This window comes from Halobiforma lacisalsi AJ5, from assembly GCF_000226975.2.
In the GTDB taxonomy this organism is placed as follows: Archaea; Halobacteriota; Halobacteria; order Halobacteriales; family Natrialbaceae; genus Natronobacterium; species Natronobacterium lacisalsi.
Genome location: NZ_CP019285.1, coordinates 2,727,491 through 2,748,765 on the forward strand (window position 1 = coordinate 2,727,491; position 21,275 = coordinate 2,748,765).

Annotated in this window: 23 protein-coding genes; 12 read left to right on the forward strand and 11 right to left on the reverse strand. The window is 64.6% G+C overall.

Annotated features, from left to right (window positions below; translation table 11 throughout):
* Positions 1 to 71 precede the first annotated feature (71 nt).
* Positions 72 to 1,202 (reverse strand): iron-sulfur cluster assembly protein, encoded by a 1,131-nt coding sequence (locus CHINAEXTREME_RS13180; RefSeq protein WP_238593280.1) that lies wholly within the window; start codon positions 1,200 to 1,202, stop codon positions 72 to 74.
* 167 nt (positions 1,203 to 1,369) lie between these two features.
* On the opposite strand from CHINAEXTREME_RS13180, the gene CHINAEXTREME_RS13185 reads away from it, so the two are divergent.
* The 7 genes from CHINAEXTREME_RS13185 (at position 1,370) to hemH (ending at position 7,006) form a co-directional block, all read left to right on the forward strand.
* Positions 1,370 to 2,014, forward strand: a complete 645-nt coding sequence (locus CHINAEXTREME_RS13185; protein WP_238593281.1) for a helix-turn-helix domain-containing protein — start codon at positions 1,370 to 1,372, stop codon at positions 2,012 to 2,014.
* 90 nt (positions 2,015 to 2,104) lie between these two features.
* Complete coding sequence (locus CHINAEXTREME_RS13190) at positions 2,105 to 2,761, forward strand: helix-turn-helix domain-containing protein (RefSeq protein ID WP_007141823.1); 657 nt, start codon at positions 2,105 to 2,107, stop codon at positions 2,759 to 2,761.
* A 141-nt stretch (positions 2,762 to 2,902) separates the two neighbouring features.
* On the forward strand, positions 2,903 to 3,265 hold the full coding sequence (locus CHINAEXTREME_RS13195) for a hypothetical protein (protein ID WP_007141824.1): 363 nt from the start codon (positions 2,903 to 2,905) through the stop codon (positions 3,263 to 3,265).
* Positions 3,266 to 3,485: 220 nt separating this feature from the next.
* Positions 3,486 to 4,022 carry a DoxX family protein gene (locus tag CHINAEXTREME_RS13200; protein ID WP_007141825.1) on the forward strand — a complete coding sequence of 179 codons (537 nt, stop codon included), beginning with the start codon at positions 3,486 to 3,488 and terminating at the stop codon, positions 4,020 to 4,022.
* Between the two features lie 6 nt (positions 4,023 to 4,028).
* On the forward strand, positions 4,029 to 4,316 hold the full coding sequence (locus CHINAEXTREME_RS13205) for a hypothetical protein (protein WP_044961917.1): 288 nt from the start codon (positions 4,029 to 4,031) through the stop codon (positions 4,314 to 4,316).
* Positions 4,317 to 4,570: 254 nt separating this feature from the next.
* Positions 4,571 to 5,878, forward strand: coding sequence for a protoporphyrinogen oxidase (hemG, locus tag CHINAEXTREME_RS13210; RefSeq protein ID WP_007141827.1), 1,308 nt, complete (start codon positions 4,571 to 4,573; stop codon positions 5,876 to 5,878).
* 63 nt (positions 5,879 to 5,941) lie between these two features.
* Entirely contained in the window at positions 5,942 to 7,006 is a 1,065-nt protein-coding gene (gene hemH / locus CHINAEXTREME_RS13215) for a ferrochelatase (protein WP_007141828.1), read from the forward strand.
* A 13-nt stretch (positions 7,007 to 7,019) separates the two neighbouring features.
* Here the strand turns inward: hemH and hemE are convergent, their stop codons facing one another.
* Positions 7,020 to 8,030, reverse strand: coding sequence for a uroporphyrinogen decarboxylase (gene hemE, locus CHINAEXTREME_RS13220; RefSeq protein ID WP_007141829.1), 1,011 nt, complete (start codon positions 8,028 to 8,030; stop codon positions 7,020 to 7,022).
* Positions 8,031 to 8,312: 282 nt separating this feature from the next.
* On the opposite strand from hemE, the gene CHINAEXTREME_RS13225 reads away from it, so the two are divergent.
* Together CHINAEXTREME_RS13225 and CHINAEXTREME_RS13230 are read left to right on the forward strand one after the other, a co-directional pair.
* Positions 8,313 to 9,059, forward strand: coding sequence for a cytochrome c biogenesis protein (locus CHINAEXTREME_RS13225; RefSeq protein ID WP_007141830.1), 747 nt, complete (start codon positions 8,313 to 8,315; stop codon positions 9,057 to 9,059).
* Between the two features lie 6 nt (positions 9,060 to 9,065).
* Positions 9,066 to 9,209: a CcmD family protein gene (locus tag CHINAEXTREME_RS13230; RefSeq protein ID WP_007141831.1), complete on the forward strand. Its 144-nt coding sequence runs from the start codon at positions 9,066 to 9,068 to the stop codon at positions 9,207 to 9,209.
* An 87-nt stretch (positions 9,210 to 9,296) separates the two neighbouring features.
* On the opposite strand, the gene CHINAEXTREME_RS13235 is transcribed toward CHINAEXTREME_RS13230, so the two are convergent.
* The 3 genes from CHINAEXTREME_RS13235 to CHINAEXTREME_RS13245 all read right to left on the reverse strand — a co-directional run bounded on the left by CHINAEXTREME_RS13235 (position 9,297) and on the right by CHINAEXTREME_RS13245 (position 12,547).
* The gene (locus CHINAEXTREME_RS13235) at positions 9,297 to 10,808 is read right to left on the reverse strand and encodes a molybdopterin-dependent oxidoreductase (protein ID WP_007141832.1); all 1,512 of its coding nucleotides are present in this window, start codon (positions 10,806 to 10,808) and stop codon (positions 9,297 to 9,299) included.
* 266 nt (positions 10,809 to 11,074) lie between these two features.
* Positions 11,075 to 11,545 (reverse strand): cytochrome c maturation protein CcmE domain-containing protein, encoded by a 471-nt coding sequence (locus CHINAEXTREME_RS13240; protein ID WP_007141833.1) that lies wholly within the window; start codon positions 11,543 to 11,545, stop codon positions 11,075 to 11,077.
* 321 nt (positions 11,546 to 11,866) lie between these two features.
* Positions 11,867 to 12,547: a cytochrome c biogenesis CcdA family protein gene (locus CHINAEXTREME_RS13245; protein ID WP_029601656.1), complete on the reverse strand. Its 681-nt coding sequence runs from the start codon at positions 12,545 to 12,547 to the stop codon at positions 11,867 to 11,869.
* Between the two features lie 56 nt (positions 12,548 to 12,603).
* On the opposite strand from CHINAEXTREME_RS13245, the gene CHINAEXTREME_RS13250 reads away from it, so the two are divergent.
* Both CHINAEXTREME_RS13250 and CHINAEXTREME_RS13255 read left to right on the forward strand, forming a co-directional pair.
* Positions 12,604 to 13,413 carry an ABC transporter ATP-binding protein gene (locus CHINAEXTREME_RS13250; RefSeq protein WP_010546765.1) on the forward strand — a complete coding sequence of 270 codons (810 nt, stop codon included), beginning with the start codon at positions 12,604 to 12,606 and terminating at the stop codon, positions 13,411 to 13,413.
* Positions 13,410 to 14,087: a heme exporter protein CcmB gene (locus tag CHINAEXTREME_RS13255; RefSeq protein WP_007141836.1), complete on the forward strand. Its 678-nt coding sequence runs from the start codon at positions 13,410 to 13,412 to the stop codon at positions 14,085 to 14,087. The genes CHINAEXTREME_RS13250 and CHINAEXTREME_RS13255 overlap by 4 nt, the downstream gene beginning before the upstream one ends.
* A 15-nt stretch (positions 14,088 to 14,102) precedes the next feature.
* On the opposite strand, the gene ccsA is transcribed toward CHINAEXTREME_RS13255, so the two are convergent.
* The 3 genes from ccsA to CHINAEXTREME_RS13270 form a co-directional block, all read right to left on the reverse strand.
* A complete protein-coding gene (ccsA, locus tag CHINAEXTREME_RS13260; RefSeq protein WP_007141837.1) occupies positions 14,103 to 16,436 on the reverse strand; it encodes a cytochrome c biogenesis protein CcsA in 2,334 nt (777 codons plus the stop codon).
* 27 nt (positions 16,437 to 16,463) lie between these two features.
* Complete coding sequence (locus CHINAEXTREME_RS13265; protein ID WP_007141838.1) at positions 16,464 to 16,925, reverse strand: thioredoxin family protein; 462 nt, start codon at positions 16,923 to 16,925, stop codon at positions 16,464 to 16,466.
* A 75-nt stretch (positions 16,926 to 17,000) separates the two neighbouring features.
* Entirely contained in the window at positions 17,001 to 18,374 is a 1,374-nt protein-coding gene (locus tag CHINAEXTREME_RS13270; protein ID WP_029601657.1) for a cytochrome-c peroxidase, read from the reverse strand.
* A 256-nt stretch (positions 18,375 to 18,630) separates the two neighbouring features.
* Between CHINAEXTREME_RS13270 and CHINAEXTREME_RS13275 the strand changes: the two genes are divergently transcribed.
* On the forward strand, positions 18,631 to 19,410 hold the full coding sequence (locus tag CHINAEXTREME_RS13275; protein ID WP_238593282.1) for a hypothetical protein: 780 nt from the start codon (positions 18,631 to 18,633) through the stop codon (positions 19,408 to 19,410).
* Between the two features lie 102 nt (positions 19,411 to 19,512).
* On the opposite strand, the gene CHINAEXTREME_RS13280 is transcribed toward CHINAEXTREME_RS13275, so the two are convergent.
* From CHINAEXTREME_RS13280 to CHINAEXTREME_RS13290, 3 genes are all read right to left on the reverse strand, one after another.
* Entirely contained in the window at positions 19,513 to 20,136 is a 624-nt protein-coding gene (locus tag CHINAEXTREME_RS13280; protein ID WP_007141841.1) for an ATP synthase subunit B family protein, read from the reverse strand.
* Positions 20,137 to 20,217: 81 nt separating this feature from the next.
* A complete protein-coding gene (locus CHINAEXTREME_RS13285; protein WP_007141842.1) occupies positions 20,218 to 20,709 on the reverse strand; it encodes a hypothetical protein in 492 nt (163 codons plus the stop codon).
* On the reverse strand, positions 20,699 to 21,130 hold the full coding sequence (locus CHINAEXTREME_RS13290; protein WP_007141843.1) for a DUF2214 family protein: 432 nt from the start codon (positions 21,128 to 21,130) through the stop codon (positions 20,699 to 20,701). The genes CHINAEXTREME_RS13285 and CHINAEXTREME_RS13290 overlap by 11 nt, the downstream gene beginning before the upstream one ends.
* Positions 21,131 to 21,275 lie beyond the last annotated feature (145 nt).

The window sequence follows — 21,275 nt, forward strand, 5'->3', positions numbered from 1 at the left end:
ACTACCTTCACTGTTCCAGATCTTTATATCGTCCCCGCCGTCGCGACGATCCGGCCGAGAACGCCGGTCGATCACGCCGCCTGGCGGCTCGCGGCGTGGCGGCGGTTGATCCGGCCGACGAGATCCGCCACGGCGGTCGCCACCGCTCGAGTGGACCGGTTCTCGGACTCGTCCGCCAGGGGGCGCTCCGCCGATGGGGGCAGTCGATCGTCCGACGTCGATCCCTCGCGGCCCCCGTCGTCTTCCGGAGCGGCCGCCCCGGGCGTGAGCGTGCCGAGGTACGGGCAGCCGAGATCTTCCTCGACGTCGGCGATGGTGTGGAACCGGTCACGGTCCCGGCCGCAGTCCGGTCCGTACGCCGGGGTGGGACCGGCACCGACCTGTCTCCGTTCCTCGAGGGCGCGCGGCGGACCGCCGTCGTCGGCGGTCCCGATCGTGCCGATCACCGGAGTCGCCGAGTCGAGTTCCCGGGCCGCCGTCCGAACCGGCCCGAGGCCCTCGTCGACGGGCCCGACGGCGATCGTTCCCTGGATCGGCGTCTCGTTCAGTGCGACCTCGGGTAGGGCATCGATCGACGACGGCAGCACGACGAGCAGATAATCGATCGGCCCCCACTCCGCGCGCTCGAGCACGTGTGGCACGAGAAACTCCAGGACAGCGTCGGTCGCGGGCACCGTGCCCGGGTCGGGGACCAGCGATCCGAGTCTCACCACCGGCACCCCGCGGGCCTCGGGCGGGACGAACTGGTCGTCGGAGACGTCGGGGGGTTCGACGCCGTCGAGCCAGCTCTCGACGGTCGGTTCGGGACGCAGGTCGAAGACGCCGACGCTGGCCCCGAGCCGTTCCAGTTCCATTGTCAGCGTCCCGACCGCCGGCCCTGGAGCGGCCTCGGGGACCGTCGTGCCGACCGCGACCGCGTTCCGGACCCCGGGGAGGGCATCGCTCCGGTCGGTGTCGGCGTACAGCCGGGGTGTAAGTCCCATCCCTCGGCACAGCGCCCGGATCTCGTCGCACATCTCCCACTCGGCGGGCGACAGCGGCGCGTTGAAGGCAAGCGAGACGAGCGCGTCGTCGCCCTCGACGGTCAGGTCGGTGACGAGGCCCAGCGAGACGATGTCGTCGTCGAGGATGGGGTCCTCGACCGCCCGCAGGCGCTCGCGCAACTGCTCTCGAGTTCGTTGATCCGCTGGAGGTCGTGTCATAGTATCCCGGACTCGGACTGCCCGTGATTGGTACTCCGACACACCCGGTCGAAAACCGGCGTCGCGATTCCCGGCCGATGAAATAGCGCATGGACACGTTCAGGTCGTCCCTCACAGATCAAGAACGATCCGGCTCTTATACTCGGTCGTCTCACGGATTCACGAGTATGACCGTGGAATCCGCTCGTTCCGCTGCGAGACGGTCCGACACTGACGCCGACCCCGGTGCCAGGCCGCTGCGCGCGATGCTCGAGGTGACGCCGGGAGAGACGACCTGTCCCGTCGCGTCGGCGGCCCCCAATGCGACCGCGGTCAAACGGAGCGTTTCCGCGGGCGACGTCTGTCACAGCGCGGTGACAGTCGAATCGGAGGGCGAGGAGGAAGCCGAGCACCGGTACGTCTCCGAGCGGATCGAAGGTGGCTGTTTCTGTGCGACCCTGTCTCGCTTCGACTGTGTATTCGACGTCGAGGGCGTCAGTGACGGGTCGTTACTCGTCTCCGTGATCGTCGAAGACCGCGAGACAATCGGCCGAATCGTCGACGCGCTCGAGCGCGACGCGACGGCAGTCCGGCTGCGCCGGCTCACCCAATCGCCGAACGAAGCGGAGACGAGCCTCGAGATCGATACCACGAAGATCACCGAAAAGCAACGCGAGGCCGTCGAACTCGCCGTGGAACTGGGCTACTACGGCCGCCCGCGGGAGGCGACGCTCGAGGATCTCGCCGACGAACTCGGCATCTCGAAGTCGGCGGTGTCACAGCGGCTTAACGCCGTCGAGACGACGCTCGTGCGTTCGTTCACCGATTCGTGACGCCTCCACCTCCGTTCGGGACGACCGCGTTCCCATCGATTGGGGATTCGCCGTCGACCTTTATCAACAGCCCTCGAATGAACGGCTGTAATGGCGCTACAGGAACCCGATCGTGAGTCCGAGTCGGCTTCCGCCCCGGATCCCTCGAGCTACGTTCGCGCCCAGTTCCGGATCGAGCCACATCCGGACGCGTACTGTTCCGTCCTGGACGCCGGCGAGCGCGAAGCCGAGATCGACCAGGACCTTCTCTGTCGAGACGGTGACTGTGGCGACGGCTGCGAGTGCCGATCCGAGGTGAGCGACCCGAGCAACGGCGGATCGCAGTACATCCGAACGGCGGTCACGGATCGCTGTATCTGTCCCGTCTTCCGGCGTCACGACTGTATCACGTCGATCGAGGGTATCGAGCGCGGCTCGCTACGGGTCTCGCTGACGACGCCGGACCGAACCGAACTCGAGCGGATCGTCGACGATCTCCGGGAAACCGGGGCGACTGTCCAACTCGAGCGGATCACGAGTTCCGGGCCGGACGTCGACGGCCGGACCGCCCCCGATCCCGACGCCGACGGGCTAACGGAAAAACAGCGCGAGGCGGTCGTCGTCGCCGTCGAGTCGGGGTATTACGAGACGCCCCGTCGGGCGGACCTCGCCGACCTCGCGGACGAACTCGGCGTCTCTCGGTCCGCGGTCTCCCAGCGGCTCAACGCGGTCGAGTCGAAGCTCGTCAACTCCCTCGTTCGGGGCTGAACCGGCGCCGGGCGGACGGCCGGACGGGTGGACCCGGTCCGCCACGAACCGGGTCTCCGAGTGGTGCCGGTAGTGGAGGGCTTATAAACCCGTGTAGTATAGAGACGTACTACCTTCGGTATCGGTATCGTTAGTACTCGTATGTCCCTCGAGCGAGACTCCTCCCGGAGCACGCCCGCCGTTCTCGGGGAGTGCGCCGGCCGAACCGACACGCGGTCGTGCCTGTGTGAAATCCAGTACGAGATCGACCACGGACTCGTCGACCACCGTCCCGAACACGAAGGCTGGCTGTTCGACTGGTGTCTCGAGTGCCTCGAGGTCGAGGCTGTCAAGGACGTCACCGTCGATCGTCGCGAGAGCGACCGTCGGACGACCGTGACCTTGCAGATCGAGGTCGACGGTGAGTGCTGGTCGACCTTCAGCGACGAGGAGTTCATCCCGCTTCTCGAGCGACTCGAGGGGTGGGTCGGCGAGTTCCAGGTTCGCTGTACTACTACCGGATGAGCGTAATGGGGTTGGGCGGGCGAGCGCGTTCTCGCGACCGGGACTGTAGTTGTTCTCCTGACGCGCTTCGGTTTCCCTTATAAAAGACTGTAGTATTCAGTATCAGACCTACCGGACGGGACGGACTACTCCCAGGTGTGAAGACCTGTGTCGGGCGAGACCGGAATCGACTACGAACGGAACGGACTTCGACCGTACCTCGAAACAGGGTGGATCCAACATGACATACGACACACAACCCGTTCGGACTGAACTGTTCGGACGCTCGGTAGCGTTCGAACTCGACAAGCCGTGGGCCAGTTACTGGATGGTGTTCCTGCGGCTCATCGTCGGCTGGTGGTTCCTGGGAGCAGGGCTGTCCAAGATCGTCGAACACGGCGTGTTCTACGACGCCCACGGGTGGATGATGTTCGCCGCTGAGGGGACGCTCATCTATCCGATCACGTCGTGGTTCGCCGCCAACGCAGTGTGGTTGCCGAACCTGATGATCCCGTGGGGCGAGCTTGCGATCGGACTCGGCCTGATAGTGGGCTGTCTGACCAGGCTCGCCGCTGCCAACGGCGCGATCCTGATGTTCTTCTTCTACTTCGGGAACGCCGACTGGAGCCACGGCTTCGTCAACGGCGACCTGATGGGACTGCTGTTGTTCCTGACGCTGATCGTGTTCGGTGCAGGCCGCGTCTTCGGAATCGACGCGTACCTAGAGGGGACCGACTACGTACAGAATCGCAAATGGCTGCGGTACCTCATGGGGTGACCACCGATGACAACAACAACCGACGTAGTCGACCGGATCGCTATGGGCCTCGGCGGCGGTCTCATGCTGCTTGGGATCGTCGTCATGGGCCTGATCAACGACCTCGCGGGAGCGCCGCACGTCCCCGTCGAGGAAGAGGGAGCGATCGTCGCGACGCCAGTGGTGTCGCCGGACCTGCGGGCGTACCTCATCGCGCTGGGGCTGCTGGTCTGGTTCGTCTACGGGGTGTACAAGCTGACGAGTGCACCGCCGACGGCCGAGATCGATTCCCCCGCAGCACCGGCTGACGACTAACGGCATCGTTCCTTTCCGGTTCGGTCATCCGAACCGATCGTCACGTCGTTTTCCGCTGTTGGATAGTCCTGAAACTGACTGGCTCCACTATTTATATCAGATAAGAATGTATATCTGAGTATAGTTATGTTCCCCAGAGTGAAACCGCGACAACGGAATCGTTATGTCGCTGAGTTAGCAACGTCCGACAATGGATACGGCAGTGCCCACTGGAATCGACGATCGAACACGGCGAACCGAAACGGGGCGATGAGATGACCGTCGGCGTCGTCGGAGCCGGTATCAGCGGGCTCACGCTCGTCCGATCGCTCGAGGAACGCGGCGTGGACGTCGCAGCCTTCGAGGCGCGCGACGAACCTGGCGGCGTCATGCGGAGCCGTCAGGTCGACGGCCGGGTCCTCGAACTCGGCCCGCAGCGACTGCGACTCACGCCCGGTATCGAGTCGCTGGTCGAGGACCTCGAACTTCGCGACCAGCTCCGGATCGGGGACGACGACCAACCGCTTTACGTCTACCACGACGGTTCCCTCGAGGTCGTCCCCCTGTCGGTGCAGGAGGCGATCACGACGGACCTGCTCAGTCCCCTGGGAAAACTCCGCATCCTGAAAGAACCCTTCACCGATCCACAGCGCCCCGGCGAAACGGTCGACGAGTTCCTCGTACGGAAGTTCGGTCGACAGGCCGCCCGGCGGTACTTCGGTCCGCTGTACAGCGGTCTTTACGGAACCGACCCAAGGGACATGCTGATGGAGTACTCGCTCGGTCGGGCGCTCGACGGAGCCGGGATCGACGGGAGCATCCTCACGTGGGTCGCCCGGAAGGTCGTCTCGGGTCGGGACGCACCGCCGATATGTTCGTTCGACGATGGTCTCGGAAAACTATCCGAACGATTATATGAAGAGCATGCCGATTCGATCGCCCTCGAGACGCCTGTCGAACGGATCGAGGAACCGGGAGAAGGATACGAGATCGTCACTCCCGACGGAACCGAACGGGTCGACGACGTCGTCCTGACGACGCCGGCCCCGACGAGCGCCGCGTTGCTCGAGTCGGTCGACGACGGGCTCGCGAGGACGCTCCGGTCGTTCAACTACAACCCCATCGGGATGGTCTTCGTGGAGTCGGACCTCGAGCGCGACGGGATCGGCGCGCTCGTTCCATCGGGATCGGACGTCGGCATCAGCGGCAGCACCTGGAACGCGAGTTTCCTCGACCGCGACCGGCTGTTCACCTGCTACGTCGACCCGGCGAGCGATCCAGAGATGCCCGACCGCTCGGACGAGGAACTCGGAGCGGTCGCCGCAGCAGAGTTCGAACGGCTCACCGGCGCCTCGGCGACGCCGATCCACGTCCACCGGTGGGATCCGGGGATGCCCGCCTACGACCGCTCGTGGACGGCGATGGACGACCTCCAGCCACCCGAGGGGATTCACTTCTGTGCGAACTACGTCGGCCGGCCCGGAATTCCCGGACGGATCCGGAACGCGAAACGACTTGCCGGTAAACTCGCCGGGGACGAGGGGGACCGGAGCCGGTCGGCCGCCGTCGCCGAATCGAACTGAGTGCAGGCTGTCCGGTCTTTCGTCTCCGAAGTACCTATACCGGACCTCTCCTAACAGCCGATCATGGAGACCGCTATCGTCCTGCTGAACTTCGGAGAGCCGTCCGAACCGGACCGCGACGTCGTGCTCGAGTACCTCACACGGATTTTCTACGACAACGCCTCGCTCGAGGACGCCGAATCCGAGGACGCGGCCTGGGAACGATCCCGCGAACTGGCCAAGCGCCGGCTGCCGGGCCTGATGGAGGAGTACGAGGAGATCGGCGGCTCGCCGCTGCAGGATCAGGCGGCCGCACAGATGGACGCCCTCACCGAGACGCTCGACGAACGGGGTCACGACGTCTCCGTCTACCACGCGATGCAGTTCATGGAGCCGCTGATCCCCGACGTCGCCGAAGAGTTGGCCGATGAGGGGTTCGACTCCGTGCTCGCGGTGCCGATCTACCCGCTCTGTGGGCCGTCGACGACCGTCTCCGCTATCGACTCGCTCGAGGAGTCGATCGACGAAGTCGACGGCTACGACCCCGACTTCTCCTCGATCACCGGCTGGCACCGCGCGCCGGTCTACAACCGGATCCGCGCGGACGGGATCCGCGAGTTCGCCGAGGAGGAGGGACTCGACCTCTCGGACCCCAATACGGCGTTCGTCTTCTCCGCCCACGGCACGCCGACGAAGTACCTCAAGGAGGGCAGCCGGTACGACCAGTACGTCGAGGAACACGCCGCGGCGATCGCCAGCATGATCGGCCTCGAGGAGTACGAGATCGGCTACCAGAACCACCAGAACCGCGGCATCGACTGGACCGAGCCCGAGACCGAGGAGGTCGTCGAGAACCTCGGCGACGCGGCCGAACGCGTCGTCGTCGAGCCGATGAGCTTCATGCACGAGCAGTCCGAGACGCTGGTCGAACTCGACGTCGACCTCGCGGAGGACGCCGCCGAGGTCGGCCTCGACCTCCACCGGGTCCCAGTGCCCCACGACGACCCGCGGTTCCCCGGGCTGCTCGCTGACGTCGTGGAGCCGTTCCTGTCGGGTTTCGAACCGTCGTACTATCAGCTCCGGCAGTGTCAGTGCCGTGACGAGCCGGGGACGTACTGTTTCAACGCGGGACTGCCGCCGGAAAACTAGAACCAGATCCGTTCTACTCGACGGTTTTCGCCGTCTCGAAGAACGCCTCGACGTTCTCGACCGGCGTGTTCCGATCGACGCCGTGGCCCAGGTTGAGGATGTGGCCGGCGTCGCCCACCGCGTCGATGACGTCGCGCGTGCGGTCGCGAACCGTTTCGGGATCGCCGTACAGCAGGGCGGGATCGAGGTTGCCCTGGATCGCGACGTCCTCGTCCGCGAGTTGCTCGTGTGCCGACTCGAGGTCGACCGTCCAGTCGAGGCCGACCACGTCGGCCCCGCTGTCGGCCAGCAGGTCGAGGTTGCCGCTCACGTTGCGCGCGAACACGATCGTCGGTACGTCGACGGCCTCGAGGACCTCCCGGTGTAGCGGGAGCAGGAACTCCCGGTAGTCGGCGGGCGAGAGCAACCCGGCGTAGGTGTCGAACAGCTGGACGGCGTCGGCACCCGACTCGACCTGGAACTCGACGTACTCGACCAGCACGTCGGTAAAGGCCTCGAGCAGTCGCTCGAACGCCTCGGGGTGTTCCGCCCGGAGCCGACGGACCGCCATGAACGACCGCGAGGGCGTGCCCTCGCAGACGTAGGCGGCAAGCGTGAACGGACCGCCGGCAAAGCCCAGCGTCGCGGCCTGCTCCCCGAGTTCGTCCGTGAGTCGCTCGAGCAGGTCGCCGACGTACCACAGCTGTTCGCGGACGTCACCGCGTTCGCGGCGTGTGTCTGCAGGCGCTTCGACCGGGTTTTCGACGACCGGGCCGACGCCGGACTCGAGGTGGTAGGAGAACCCCAGGGGCTCGAGAACGGTCAGAATGTCCGAATACATGACGACGGCGTCGGGACGGAACCGCTCCCAGGGCTGGAGCGTGATCTCGGCCGCGACCTCCGGCGTGGAGATGGCCTCGAGGAACGAGTAGTCCTCCCGGAGTTCCCGGTATTCCGGCAGGTACCGCCCGGCCTGGCGCATCATCCACACCGGGGGGCGCTCGGTGGGTTCGCCCCGGGCTGCCTTGCGGAACAGGTCTTTCATGGCCACCCGTAAGCGAGGGGCTGGCCTAATAGTTGTGAAACCCGTCGCAGCGAGGATGGACAACGTGAACTATCCTGTCAGTCGATGACAATGGTGCATAAGTAGCCCCTACTTATTAGTAACTGGTTACGCCGGTACGTCTGTAAAATACAGTCCTCTTATATAGGTTGAACCTGACACGTTCGCCGACGGAGGTCGGCGGTCACCCATCCGACGCCGAGAACTCTCCGAACGGTGGGAACGGGACGGATGTTTTTTGAGAGTGGCAGCGAACCCGGGAGTATGGGCTCGTACGAAAAACGGACGATCGGACTACTACGGCGGATACTCCGTAGTTCCGTGCACGGGTATCTCACGCTACTGTTCGGCCTCGCATCGCTCGGGCTAGTGTTTGGCTATGCGTCGGACTCGATGTACGGCGTCAGCCACGGGGTCAACCTCATTGCGTACTGGCACGTCCCGCTCGCACTGGTCGGTGGTCTGGCGCTGACGGTTACCTTCCTCGGGTGCGTCTGCTATCTCGTCACCGGCACTCGGTTCTGGGAACAACTCGCCCACGGCTCTGCCGAACTGGGGTTCGTATTCGCGACGCTGACGCTGGTCACGGGCAGCGCGTGGGGACGCGTCATCTGGAACACCTGGTGGAACTGGTCCGATATCCGGCTGGTTACCTTCCTGTTCGTCTGGTTCATCTACGCGGGCTATCTGATCATCTACTCGAGTGGCGGCGGAGCGGGCCGAGTCTCCCGTCTCGCCTCCGTCTACGGCGTCATCGGGTTCATTACCGTTCCCATTTCCTACGCGTCGACGCGGCTGTGGACCGCCCGGCTGCACGCGCCGTCGGTCGGCAACCCCGACGCGGAAGCCGCCATTACGGCCTCGGTGCTGTTCGTGTCGCTCGTCGCCGTCCTGTTTCTCTACCTGTCCCTGCTTGCGGCCAGGGTTCGTCTGCACGAACTCACGACCCGTGTCGACTCGCTGAAGAACCGCTCGCGGACGGAAACCTACAAACCGACGGAGGAGTACTGATCAGCCATGGACTACCTGTTGCTGTTCGCCTACGGTGCCGTATTCGGAGCACTCGTCGTTTACGTGTTCTACCTTCGGAATCGACTGTCGGAACTCGAGCAGCGTCTCGAGGACGTAACGGCAGAGCGCGAATCGAGTGGACAGGATTGACGCCGCCGGGACGATCGACCGGCACTGACGTCCGAGGCCTCGAGCGAGGCCGGTGAATTTTTTCGATCTGACGGCTGGAGAGGGGAGTTAGCCCCGACGAACGGACCTGTGGGCCCATCCGGTGGCCCCGTCCGGGAACGGGTCCGATCGGGCTTCCGGCTGGACGGTCCCCTCACCGTCGATCGTTCGCGCGTAGACGTCGTAGCTGTCCGGATCACCCTCGTCAGGATCGATTTCGTACAACCACTGGCGCGTCGTGTCCGAATCCGGAAGCGGATCGCTCAGCGTCGCCGACTCCCAGCTGTCGCCGCCGTCGATCGACACCTCGACCGTCTCGACGTCGCGGGCACCCGCGTAGGCGTGTCCGACCAGCTGAATACCGCCGTCCTCGAGCCGATTGATCCGGTCGACCTTCGTGACCGCGTTGACCGGCCCCATTCCGTGCCAGCCGCGTTCCTCCCAGTAACCGCCTTCCCCGTCGTCGATGATCTCGACATCCGTGAGCCACTTGACGTGGAGTTTCCCCCAGCGGTCGGGAACCAGCAGTCGAACGGGGTAGCCGTGACCGGCGGGAAGCTCCATCCCGTTCATCCCGAACGCGAGCATGGACTCCTCGAGGTCCTCGAGCGGGACCGAGTAGTAGTAATCGTCGGCGCCGGACAGCAACGCGTACTCCCCCTCGTCTTCGATCCCGGCCTCCTCGAGGATGTCTGCCATCCGAACACCGGTCCAGACGGCGGTATCCAGCTGTTCACCGTCGATGTCGTCGCTCAGACAACGGATCGCCTTGTACCGGTTGCGGGTTTCGTACCCACGGACGTCGTCGTAGTCGAGTTCGAGTTCCTCCTCGACGAGCCCCGTTACGGAGAGGCGCCAGCCGTCGGGATCGATCGAGGGTGGACTCGGATTGATATCGACCTTGTAGAATTCGCCGATTTCGGAGATCAACGGCTTGATTCCGTCGGCTTCCAGTCCGGCATCGTCGGCCTCGGAGACCAGGTGTTCGGCCTCGAGTCGCGTCGCGCGTTCCTGCAGTTCGCGTTCGGTTCGCTGGGTCTGGCTCCGGCGAAGGAAGCCGAGTCCGTGAGCGACGACGTTATACCCAGCGACGACTGTGACCGCCTGGACGACCGAACGCCGGTCGGGGCTCACATCGGCACTCGCGTCTCCCGCGGTCGAGAGGTGATCGAATCCCGCGACGACGGCGCCGCCGACGACCGCCGGAAGGATGGCCGCGCGGGCGACGCCGACCACGAGATACGCTGCCAGGAAGACGAACACGACCGAGAGTACGGCCCCGACCAGTTCCCGGGAAGCGGGCAACGCGCTCGCACCCAGCCGGTATCCGGCCAGGGCCAGGGAACCGACGATCACGGACAGCAGGACGCCCGAAAAGAGCAGACTCAACTCGAGTGCGAGATCCCCGAACCGCTGGATGACCGCGGAGACGAACCAGCCCGGGAGTACTTCGAGGACGAGTCGATTGAACGACGAGACGAGGAACCGCTCGGAGGTCGCGTAGATTCCGAACGACGTTGCGACTGCCGAGATACCCGCGGCGAGCAACGTCACGACAGTGACGAGCCGTCGCTCGGTCATCGATGGATCACCCGGTCCGGCCGTCCCGCTCGGGCCACCCGCTCGGGTGGAGCGGTTCCGACGTCGAAGGTGGGTCCCTGATCGATCGACGTTCCGTCGATCCCCTGTATCATGGGGGGTACTCGGGGAGCCGTCTAATTAAAAACCGCCCTCGTTATCCGCATTCAGGAATCGACAGTGAGAAATCGGGAACAAAAAGTACGCTATCGGAAACTTCGATTGTGGATACGAAAACAGCGGTCGGCGTCGAAAGCGGACGACTCGAGCTAGCTATCGGTCCCGTCGTGTTCACCGCCTTCGTCGCTTTCGTTCCCGTCAGTCGTGGCGTGGTCCTCGAGGTGCTCGGACGTTTCGTTCGTCTCGGTTGCGGGGTGATCCTCGGGATGTTCGCCCTCGTGAGCCCTGACCGTCAGGTCGTCGGCTTCGAGTTCCTCGCCGTCGAAGTACCCCTCGGCGACGACGACCCGGCCGTCGGACATGGTCTCGGGCATCTCGCCGTCGTAGGTCACCGGCTTGGTGTAGTTCTCGTCCGCGACTTCGAAGGTGATCGGATCGCCATCGTCGACGTTGACGGCCTGCCCCTCGAGTTTGACGACGGTATCGTCGTGGTCGTCCGTTTCCGCGAGATCGGTCGGGGTGACGAACTGGGCGGCCGATCCCATCGTCGTGGTCGCCAGGATCGCCAGGAGAACGGCGATACCGACGCCACCGACCACTACCTTTACTTTCCGATCCATTACGTCTCCCTTCCGGGCGTCGTCACATCAAACCTTCGCCAGTCGCGACACAGTAGGAATGTCTGTCGTCACGTTCTCCCCGGACCTTCGGACCGACCGATGGGGATAGCACACTCTCGCTCGAGTCGTCGGGACAGTGCCCGCTCGTCCGAACCGGGTGATCTGTGTATGGCGGAACCTCGACGGCGGTTCTGGGCGGCCAGGACGAGGCGGATACTGACGTCGGTCGACTCCAGCACGGTCTCGGCGCGACCAGGGCGGAATTACACCTCCAGACGCCGCATTCCGTTTCGGCGCGATATCAGCTAGCAGTCTCGGTCATCAGTACAGCGCCGAAAGGAAAACCCGGTCGGCCTCGAACAGCAGGGCGACGCCGGTCACGAGCAGGACGACGCCGACCGCCCGCCGAACCACGTCCCGCCGGCCGAGTACCCCGAGGTAGTCCGCGATCGACCGGCCCGCTATCTTGCCGCCGTAGGCGACGCCCAAAAGCGGGATCGCGAACCCGACGCCGTAGACGAACAGGAACGCACCGCTCTCGAGTGCTGCCCCGGTCGTCGCGGCGTACGCGAGGACGGCACCCAGTACGGGGCCGACACAGGGCAGCCAGATCACCCCGAGCAGGAGACCGAGCGAGAACGCCGACGCGAGCGGGTGTCGTTGCTCGTCGAGCGCAGCGACGCGTTCGGTGGCGGTACTCGAGAGTCGCGAGGCGTATCGCGAGTAGATCCCGTGCAGGTCGTCGTCGACCATCACCGCGCCGAATGCGACGATCGCCAGAAACGCCGGCGCACGAAGCGTCTCCGGCGAAAACGAACCCAGAGTACCGACGAGAACGCCGAGCAGGATAAACGAAAGCAGGCTGCCCGAGACGATCGCCACGGGGCGGAGACGGTGACCGACGCTGCCCGACAGCAGCGGTGGCAACAGGGGGAGACAACACGGCGTCAGAATCGTGGCCGCACCAGCCAGGAGAACGACTGACAGCGTCGGTAGCTCCATCGAGCGACAGTACGGAATTACAATGCTTAAGTCATGCGTCCGCCAAGCGTCGGGCAATGGCTTTCGTCTCCGTCTCCGGCGTGACAAAGCGGTTTGGCACGCACGTCGGCGTCGACGACGTCTCTTTCACTCTCGATGCCGGTGAGACGGTCGTCCTCTTCGGTGCCAACGGCGCCGGAAAGACGACGCTCATCCGGATGCTCGCGTCGCTGTCCCGCCCGACGGAGGGCGAGATCGAGATCGAAGGCGAGCCGCTGGTCGGCGGCAACGCGGCGGTTCGCTCTCGGCTCGGCGTCGTCGCCCACGAGACGATGCTCTACGAGGAACTCACGGCACGGGAAAACCTCCGGTTGCACGCCCGACTACACGACGTCGACGCGACGGTCTGTGACGGGCTGCTCGAGACGGTCGGCCTCGCCGACCGCGGGGGCGAACGGGTCAGCGGCTTCTCCCACGGCATGAGCAAGCGCGTCTCGCTCGCCCGGGCACTCGTCCACGACCCCGATCTCCTGTTGTTCGACGAACCCTACACCGGGCTCGACCAGACCTCGCTGAAACGCGTCGCGGCAGTCCTCGAGGATCTCGAGGATCGGACCGTCCTCGCGGCAACACACGATCTCGAGCGGGGCTACCGGCTGGCGGATCGCGTGCTGTTCATGAACGACGGCCGCCTCGTAGGCGACCTCGAGACGACGGCGTTCGAGGGTGCGAGTGACGTGCTCGAGGAGTACGAACGACGCTGTACGGGCGGCGAACCGCGGGCGGTAACGAGCGCGACGGCGGTTCCGACGCGGTCGACGGCTGTGGGGACGGGAACCGAAAGCTCAGGCGGACCCGGCGACGACGGAGGGCCAAACGACGGATGATCGGGGACTACCTCCGGGTCGTCTACACCATCGCCCGCAAGGACCTGCTGGTCGAATCCCGCAGCAAGCAGACGACGAACGCCGCTTTCGTGTTCGCCTTGCTCATCATCGTCGTCTTCTCGTTCGTCTTCGGCGAGGAGGTCGGCTCTCGCGACGTGCTCGCCCGCGGCGCCCTGTGGCTGGCCGTCGTCTTCGGCGGTGCGGTCGGCATGTCCCACGCCGTCGCGCTCGAGGGGAAAAACGAGGCCATCGCCGGCCTGCTGCTTGCGCCGGTCGACCGGTCGGCGATCTACCTGGGGAAAGTCGCGAGTTCGACGGTCTTTATTACCGGAATCGGGCTCCTGAGCCTGGGATTCGTCGTCGTCTTCCTCGATTACGCGTTCGACATGGCGACGCTCACGACGGTGTTGCTGGTCGTCCCACTTGCCGCGCTCGGGTTCAGCGCTGTCGGCGTGTTGCTGTCGATCCTTATGCTCCATTCCCAGTTACAGGAATCGCTACTGCCGGTCCTGCTCGTCCCGCTCGTTATCCCGACCATCCTCTCGGGGACGGCATTGACTGCCCCCGGACTTTCGGAGGGGATGACCTCGGCGTGGTTCCGGATCCTGGTGACCTACGACCTGCTCGTCCTGCTCGCGGGCTGGATGACGTTCGAGTACGTCGTCGAAGAATAGCGAAGACGGGGCTCGTTACTGGTCGCGTCGACTGTCAGCCAGCGTCACCGCTGTCATCCCGACGATCATAAGTACGACACCGAACCAGATCTGGTTCGCCAGCGGGTAAGTGTCGATAGTAATGGACGCGCTGCGTTCGTCGATCGACCCAACGACGTACGTGTCGCCGGCGATCCCGCGTTCGATCACGGCATCGTTGGTGTTCATCTGTGAGTGCAGGTACTCCTGCTCGGCGAGCGTCCCTTCGGCGACGCGCTCGCCACCCTCGTAGACCGTCACGTCGAGTTCGTGCGAGGTCACTCGCGGCGTGTGGACGTCACGAGGTGGATCCGACACCGGGCCCATGTTGTCAGCGTCCGTGTAGACGAACGCCTGGGCGTCCGTTGCCGCCGTCTCCCCCTCGAAAACGGTCCCACGGGCGATGACTTCGTCTCCTTCTTCGAAAAGCGAGTCGTCGGCACCCGCGAGCCAGACGCTCGAGTCCTCGAGCCGGGCGATCGCGGTCCCGTCGATCGAATCGATGGCGGTTATCTCCCCCCGAACCAGCGAGGCGTCCTCGTCGACGGCCAGTACCTCCTCGGGACTCCGTGCCGCCTCCTCTATCGTCGGTTCTTCGACGGTCTCGTAGTTCCTCACGTGGACTTCGTATTCGCCGTCGGGCGACTCCTCGACGATCGGTTCCGGGTCGGTCCCGGCATCGTCGATTCCGACGACTGCGACCGATGCCGACGTCGAGAACAGGTAGATGAAAGAGACAGCGACGATCAACATCGCAGCGCCGACGTGAGTGAGAACGATCCCCGTCTCGCGGATCTTGAACGTTCTCGACGGGACGCCCCGGATTCGGTCGACGTACCGCCAGATCCACGAACCCGCGAAATACGCCGCTGGCGGGACGATCGAAAGGACGCTGACCGAACCGACGATCCGATAGACGAGTGGATCGTGGGCAGCGGGATCGCTCAGGTACCAGTTCGCCGAGGGGGCGATAAACGCCGCGACGAGGGTCGAAACCGCGACGGCCGCCGTCGCGCCGATCGCCAGCTTTCGCCGTCGGAGATCGAGCAGCGCGTACATCCCGCCCGCCAGCAGACCCACCACGACGACGGGATAACTCCAGAGGTTGTAGTGGTCCTGACCGACGCTGACCTCGACACCGGTCGCAGCGTTGCGGATCACGGGGAAAGACAGCCCCCAGATCGAAACAAAGGCGAGGACGCCGAAGGCAAGCACGGCTCCGTGATAGACGGTACGGCGGCTCAGCCAGGGCTCGTCGGCATCTCGGCTCCCCTCCTCTGCCTCGAGGAACCAGTAGGTGAACGGAAGAGCGATCGCCGTCGTTCCAGTCACGCCGAGCAGGAACAGGATGCCGGTTCCGATCCCGCCCGCTGCAAAGGAGTGAACGCTCCGGAAGACCCCGCTGCGAACGACCGTCGTCGCGAAGGTTACGATCGGGAAAACGAGCGTCGCCGACGCTGGCGCGAAGATCGGATACTCGCCGGTCTTGCCGTAGCGGTTGATCGCGTGCAGGGAGCCGGTCAGTGCGAGCCAGGGGATCAACACGGCGGTTTCGACGGGGTCCCACGACCAGAAGCCGCCCCACCCGAGGACGCCGTAGGCCCAGATGCCGCCGAAGACGATCGCCGCGGTCAACAGCAGCCAGGAGACTCGCAGCCACTGGCGCATGCTCCCGAGCCATTCGTCGAAGACGCTGTCTTCACCCCGGAACAGGGAGACGAAGTGCGTAACTCCGAGCGCGAACGGAACGATCAACAGCGCGTAGGCGCTGAACGTGATCGGTGGATGGATCGCCATCCAGGGATCGACCAGCAGCGGGTTCAGGCCGTCACCGTCCGGCGGGACGAATCCCGCTGGCGTGTCCGGAAACGCGACTTCGATCGGGGTAAAGGGACTCTGGGCGACGAGCATGGTCGCGAAGGCAGCGACGATACCCAGCGAGATCGACTGTGCGAGGTTCGCTCCCCGGCCCTCGAACCGACTCGAGTACACCGTCCACGTGGCGACGACCGCAGTTAAGGTCGCCCAGAGGAGGATCGATCCCTCGTGATTCGCGTACGGACCTGTCAGGCGGTAAAGCAGCGCGAGGTAGTCTGCAGAGTTCTGCCAGACGTACGCATTGGTGTAATCGCCGACGACGAACTGGTAGGTGAGGTACGTGTGGGCGACGACCAGCGAGAGGGTCGACGTGCTGGCGGCCACGAGTGTCACGGGTCGGAGTTCGTCGGTTCGGTAGACGTAGCCGTACAACAGGAGAATCGCCGCGAGACTACTCGCGAACGCTGCGATCGCGATCAACAGCGTTCCGGGTGTGAGTGTGTTCGGTATCATTGACTCTGGCTATCACTTTGGCGTTAACTATGCCGAATCGGCCCCGCTCCGGAGCTCCTCCAGAAATCGGTCCTCCTCGACGTAGCCGCCGAGTCGGGACACTTCTTCGCCGTCGGCGGTCATGATGACGTGCTGTGGCGGGTAGGCCGCCTCGTGTTCGGAAGCGAGGGATGCACCGGGCCCGGGCTCGTCGAGGTTGATCGCGAGGAGCACGTACTCGTCGAGTTCGCCGCGTATCTCCTCGTTCTGGTAATGGTTGTCGGAGTACTCCTGGCAGTACGTACACCAGGTCGTCCAGTAGTAGACGAGGACGGGTTTGTCCTGCTCCTCGGCGACGGCGATCGCCTCGTCGGGATCCTCGTGCCACTCGATCCCGCCCTGGTAGGTGTAGTCGTGATCGCTGAGGACCGGGGCTGCGTTCATCGAGTAGTAGCCAAACCCCAGCACGGCGATGAGAACGACTATCGTGAGGAGCTTCCGGGGAGTCATTCGTCGGACGTCTCGTGGTTTGGATCGGCTGCTGAAAGAGTTATCGTTCGTTCCCAAAAAAGGGAGGACGGTCGCCTATTCGTCGAGGCGTCGGGTGTAGCCGACCAGTGCTGTGGCAGTCGCGATCGCCAGTGCGATGACCGCCGTGGCGATGGTCATTCCGGGAATCCCGTCGCCACCATCGGCCTCGACCTGGTCTGTGTCCTCTTCAGGTTCTTCCTCGATATCCTCGAACTCGGCGTCAGCGTCCGCCGGGATCATCGATTCGCCGCTCGGTGCCGGAAGCCGCGTCATCTCCTGTTCGGGGTACTCGCCCGTCAGGCTCGTGAGGAAGGCGGTAATGTCTTCGACCTCCTCGTCGGACGGCTCCTCGTCGAGCTGGCAGGTTGCCATCACGCGGACGGCCTCTTCGAGGGTCGGTACTTCGCCCGTGTGCATGTACGGTGCGGTGTGTTCGACGTTTCGCAACGTCGGCACCTTGTACATGTACTCGTCGGCCTCGTCGTCAGTGACGCCCGCACGACCCGGATTCTCCATCAGGTCGTACTCCTCGACGTACTCCTCACATTGCGGGTTGTCCTCGAAGGTCGGGTGGCGCTGGTAGACGCCCTCACCGGACTCGGGGTCGTCCCACTGACCGCTGAACATTGGCCCGGAGTGACAGCTCTGACAGCCGAGTTCCTGGAACGACTCCATGCCGTCGAGTTGTTGTTCGGTCAGCGCGTCCGCGTCACCCTCGACGTACTGGTCGTAGGAACTGTTCGGCGTCACGAGGGTTCGCTCGTAGGCCGCGATCGCGTCGACGGTGTGCTCGAGCGTGACGAGATCCTCGGGATCGTCGCTCTCGACTTCGTCACCGTACACTTCCTCGTACTGTTCGACGTACCCGTCGACGGCACGAACGCGGTCGAGTGCGGCCTCGTGGTCGGGCATGCCCATCTCGACGTCGGCGACGATCGGACCTTCGGCCTGGTCGGCCAGGGTGTCGGCGCGACCGTCCCAGAACTGGGTGTGGTGGAACCCGGAGTTCCAGACCGTCGGCGAGTTCACCGGACCGGTCTGTCCGTGAACTCCCATCGCCGTCGGCCGACTGTCGTCCCCGCCTTCCATCACGTTGTGGCAGGTGTTACACGAGATCGTCCCCGTTTCGGAGATCCGCGGATCGAAGTACAACTGTTCGCCGAGCTCGATCTTCGCTTCGGTGTCACCCTCCTGCTGGATGTATTCGTAGCCCGGGTGTGATTCTTCCGTCGGAGGCTCTACCGGCAACTCCTCCGTTTCATCGTCTTCTTCGTCGTCGTCTTCCTGAACCTGTGGGGCGACATCGCCCTCGACCACCGGTTCAGCGCTATGCGCCTCAGTAGCGTCCGCCCCAGCCACAGCTCCCGCACCAGCGACGGTCAGGAGACTGATGGCTACGAGCAGTAGCAGCTGTCGACTATACCCCATGCGGGTTCGAGTTTCGCCGGGCATCGTATAAATATTCGGGGGGTTCCCACCGGCGTAGAACCCCGTCTCGTTGAGTTTTGAAGCTCATTTCGACGGTTTCGGACATATGGCGGGTTTTTAAATGAGAGTGGGTCGTCGGTGAACGAGTCGAGGCCACAAGCGGAAGGGCTGTCGGACCGTCCGGACTGCAGGGGCGACTCGCCAGAGCCCGGGGAAAGAAAGGTTTAGGAATCGGTCACCCGAATCGTGGGCCACTGTGGCGTCAGCGATTCGTCCCATCGGAGCGGTGCTCGTCGTCTGTAGTCTCCTCCTCGTCGCCGGCTGTACGGGGAGCATCGGCTTTCTCGAGGACGACCCTCAGGAGAGCGATGTCGACGTCGACGCCGGCGCGCTCGAGACCAACGTCGAGGCTACCGAGAGCTATCACGTCGAAGTAGAGCGGACGCTCCGGGCGGCGATGGTCAACGAGACGACGACTATCGACGGGGCCATCGACGTGACTAGCCGACGGGCCCACCTGACGATGACGACCGAAACACACGTCGGGACCGATCCACGGACGACCGAAACCGAACAATACGTCCTCGAAGACACCCGGTACACGAACGACGACGGCGAGTGGGTGCGAACGGAGAACGGTAACTGGACGGAGACCCATCGGCTCGAGTCGGCGACCGGGAGTTTCGAGAACGCGACGTTCGAACCGATCCGGACCGAGACCGTCGACGGCGTCGAGACGACGATGTACGAACTCAACGTCTCCGAGGAACGCGAGACGGAACTCGCGGGGATCGACGGTTCGGGCCACGTTACAACCAGTCTCGAGGAGTTCGCCTACTACGTCCTGATCGATACGGAGACGGACACCCTCTACGGAACCGACATGCGAATGCAGGTGAGCCAGGGCGGCGAGCCCGCGATCGTCACCGTCGAGACGACGTTTACCGACCACGACGAGGTCGACGTTACGGTTCCCGATGAGATACCGGCTGAAGCCACCGCCGGTGAGACCGACGACGAAGAAAGCGCGGACTGACTCGAGAGAGACGGGGGATACTCGGTTGCGGCAGTACGACGCTATCCTTCGTCTTCGTCTCCGTGTTTCTTCTCGGCCTCCGTCGTCGCCTTCCTCACCGTTCTAGTCGTCGCTACTCTGGGATTCGGATTCGGACACCGACTCGTTCGTCGCTGGGTCGTCCGGCTCGATCCCGTCGGTCGGACGTTCACCAGCCTCTTCCCGGCGCTGTGCCCGTTCGAACCGGCTTTCCGACAGGATCGCAGAGATCGACGGCGTCTCCAGCAAATCGACCATCGCGAGCGGTTCACCCTCGACGAGCAGCGTGCCCTCGCGCTCGACCGTATCGAGTACCGTCGCACCGACTTCGTCGATGCGGCTACTCGCGTCCTCGATCGCCGCTTCGATCAGCTCCTGTTCCCGCTGTGCGAGTTCTCGTTCCGCCTCCTCTCGATCCAGTTCGCCGTCCTCGAGCGCGCTCGAGATCTCTCGCTGAGCTTCCCAGAGCCCGTCGGGATCCGGTTGCACGATTATCGTCACGGTTCGGGTTTCGCCGCTCGAGGTGGCCGCTTGCGGATCGCCATCCAGCGAGTCGGGGCCCGCGCCGTCGTCGGTCTCGCCGCCGAGGTCCATACAGCCTGCAAGTCCCGAAGCGCCGAGGCTGCTCAACGCGAGAAAGCGACGGCGGTTCGGGGTCGCACCGGAGCCGCCAGTCGACGCTCCGTCGAAGTCGCTATCCGAGGTCATCGGCTCGCAGTTCGGGCGTCACGGAAAAAACGTTCGTGGTTCTTCTACCGCCGCGGTAATCCCGTCCGACGCACATCCCTGTCACTCGTTCCGCTGCGACTCGACGGTCGTCACGGCCGCCGCTGCGCGGTCACAACCGAGCAGAATCGCGCCCGCGACGCCCCCGATCCCAGCCCCGGCTGCAGTCCCTCCTCCGACGACCCGTCCGACAGCGACCGAACCCGGATCGATCGATCCCGGCCCCGGCGCGACGAACCCGACGATGAACACGACGGTCAAATACACCAGTGCGATGCCGGCCCCTGTACCAGCGGTCCAGCCGACGGCCCGCAACGGGCCGCGAGACGAGCCATCGGCCGGCTCGTGCCGCGTAATCTCGAGATCAGCGGCCGCCACCAGCGTCAACAGCCACAGGTAGCCGAACAGGATTCCCGCCGTCGGAGTGTCGATCTCGAGCAAGACGTCCGTCAGTCCGCCATTGACGTGACCGGCGAGGACAGCAGAGACGACGACCATCGCGAGCGCCGCCGTGGCGGTCGCGACGACCTCGAGTGCGCGCCACCTAGAGACCACGCGCGAGCACCCCCGCGAGGACGATGATCGCAGCGAGGCCCCAGCCGGTGGCGGCGTATAGCTGCCGGAGCCAGTCGTCGTCCTCGTTGACGGCCTGGACGTCCGCACGACCGTAGCGAGCGACGGCGAACGTCCGGACGAGCGAGCCGACGACGAGAGCGAATATCACGCCGAGTTTGATCGACAGGGCCGCCCCTCGAGTGGTTCCCGGGCCCGGAACGCCGAACGCGACGAGATTCCCCAATCCGGTGAACACGATCAGCCCCGCCCCGGCCCAGAAGAATCCTTCGAACCACGTCAGGAGCGCTACTGCGACGTCGTCGACGCGAAATGCGAGCCACAGGAGGGCTGTGCCACCGGTCAACAGGGACGCGGTGAGAACGTGAAGCGTCCGCACCAGGAGATACTCCGAGACGGCCATTCGACCGTGACGTTCGTGGTCCGGCGACAAGTACGTGCGGTTCCCGGATTCCCGCTCCAGAGCACACTCGAGAACGACACGAAGTGCCGCCCTCGAGTGACGGCTGACGCGGGCCGACCGTGCCGGCGGGAATCGTAAAACGATT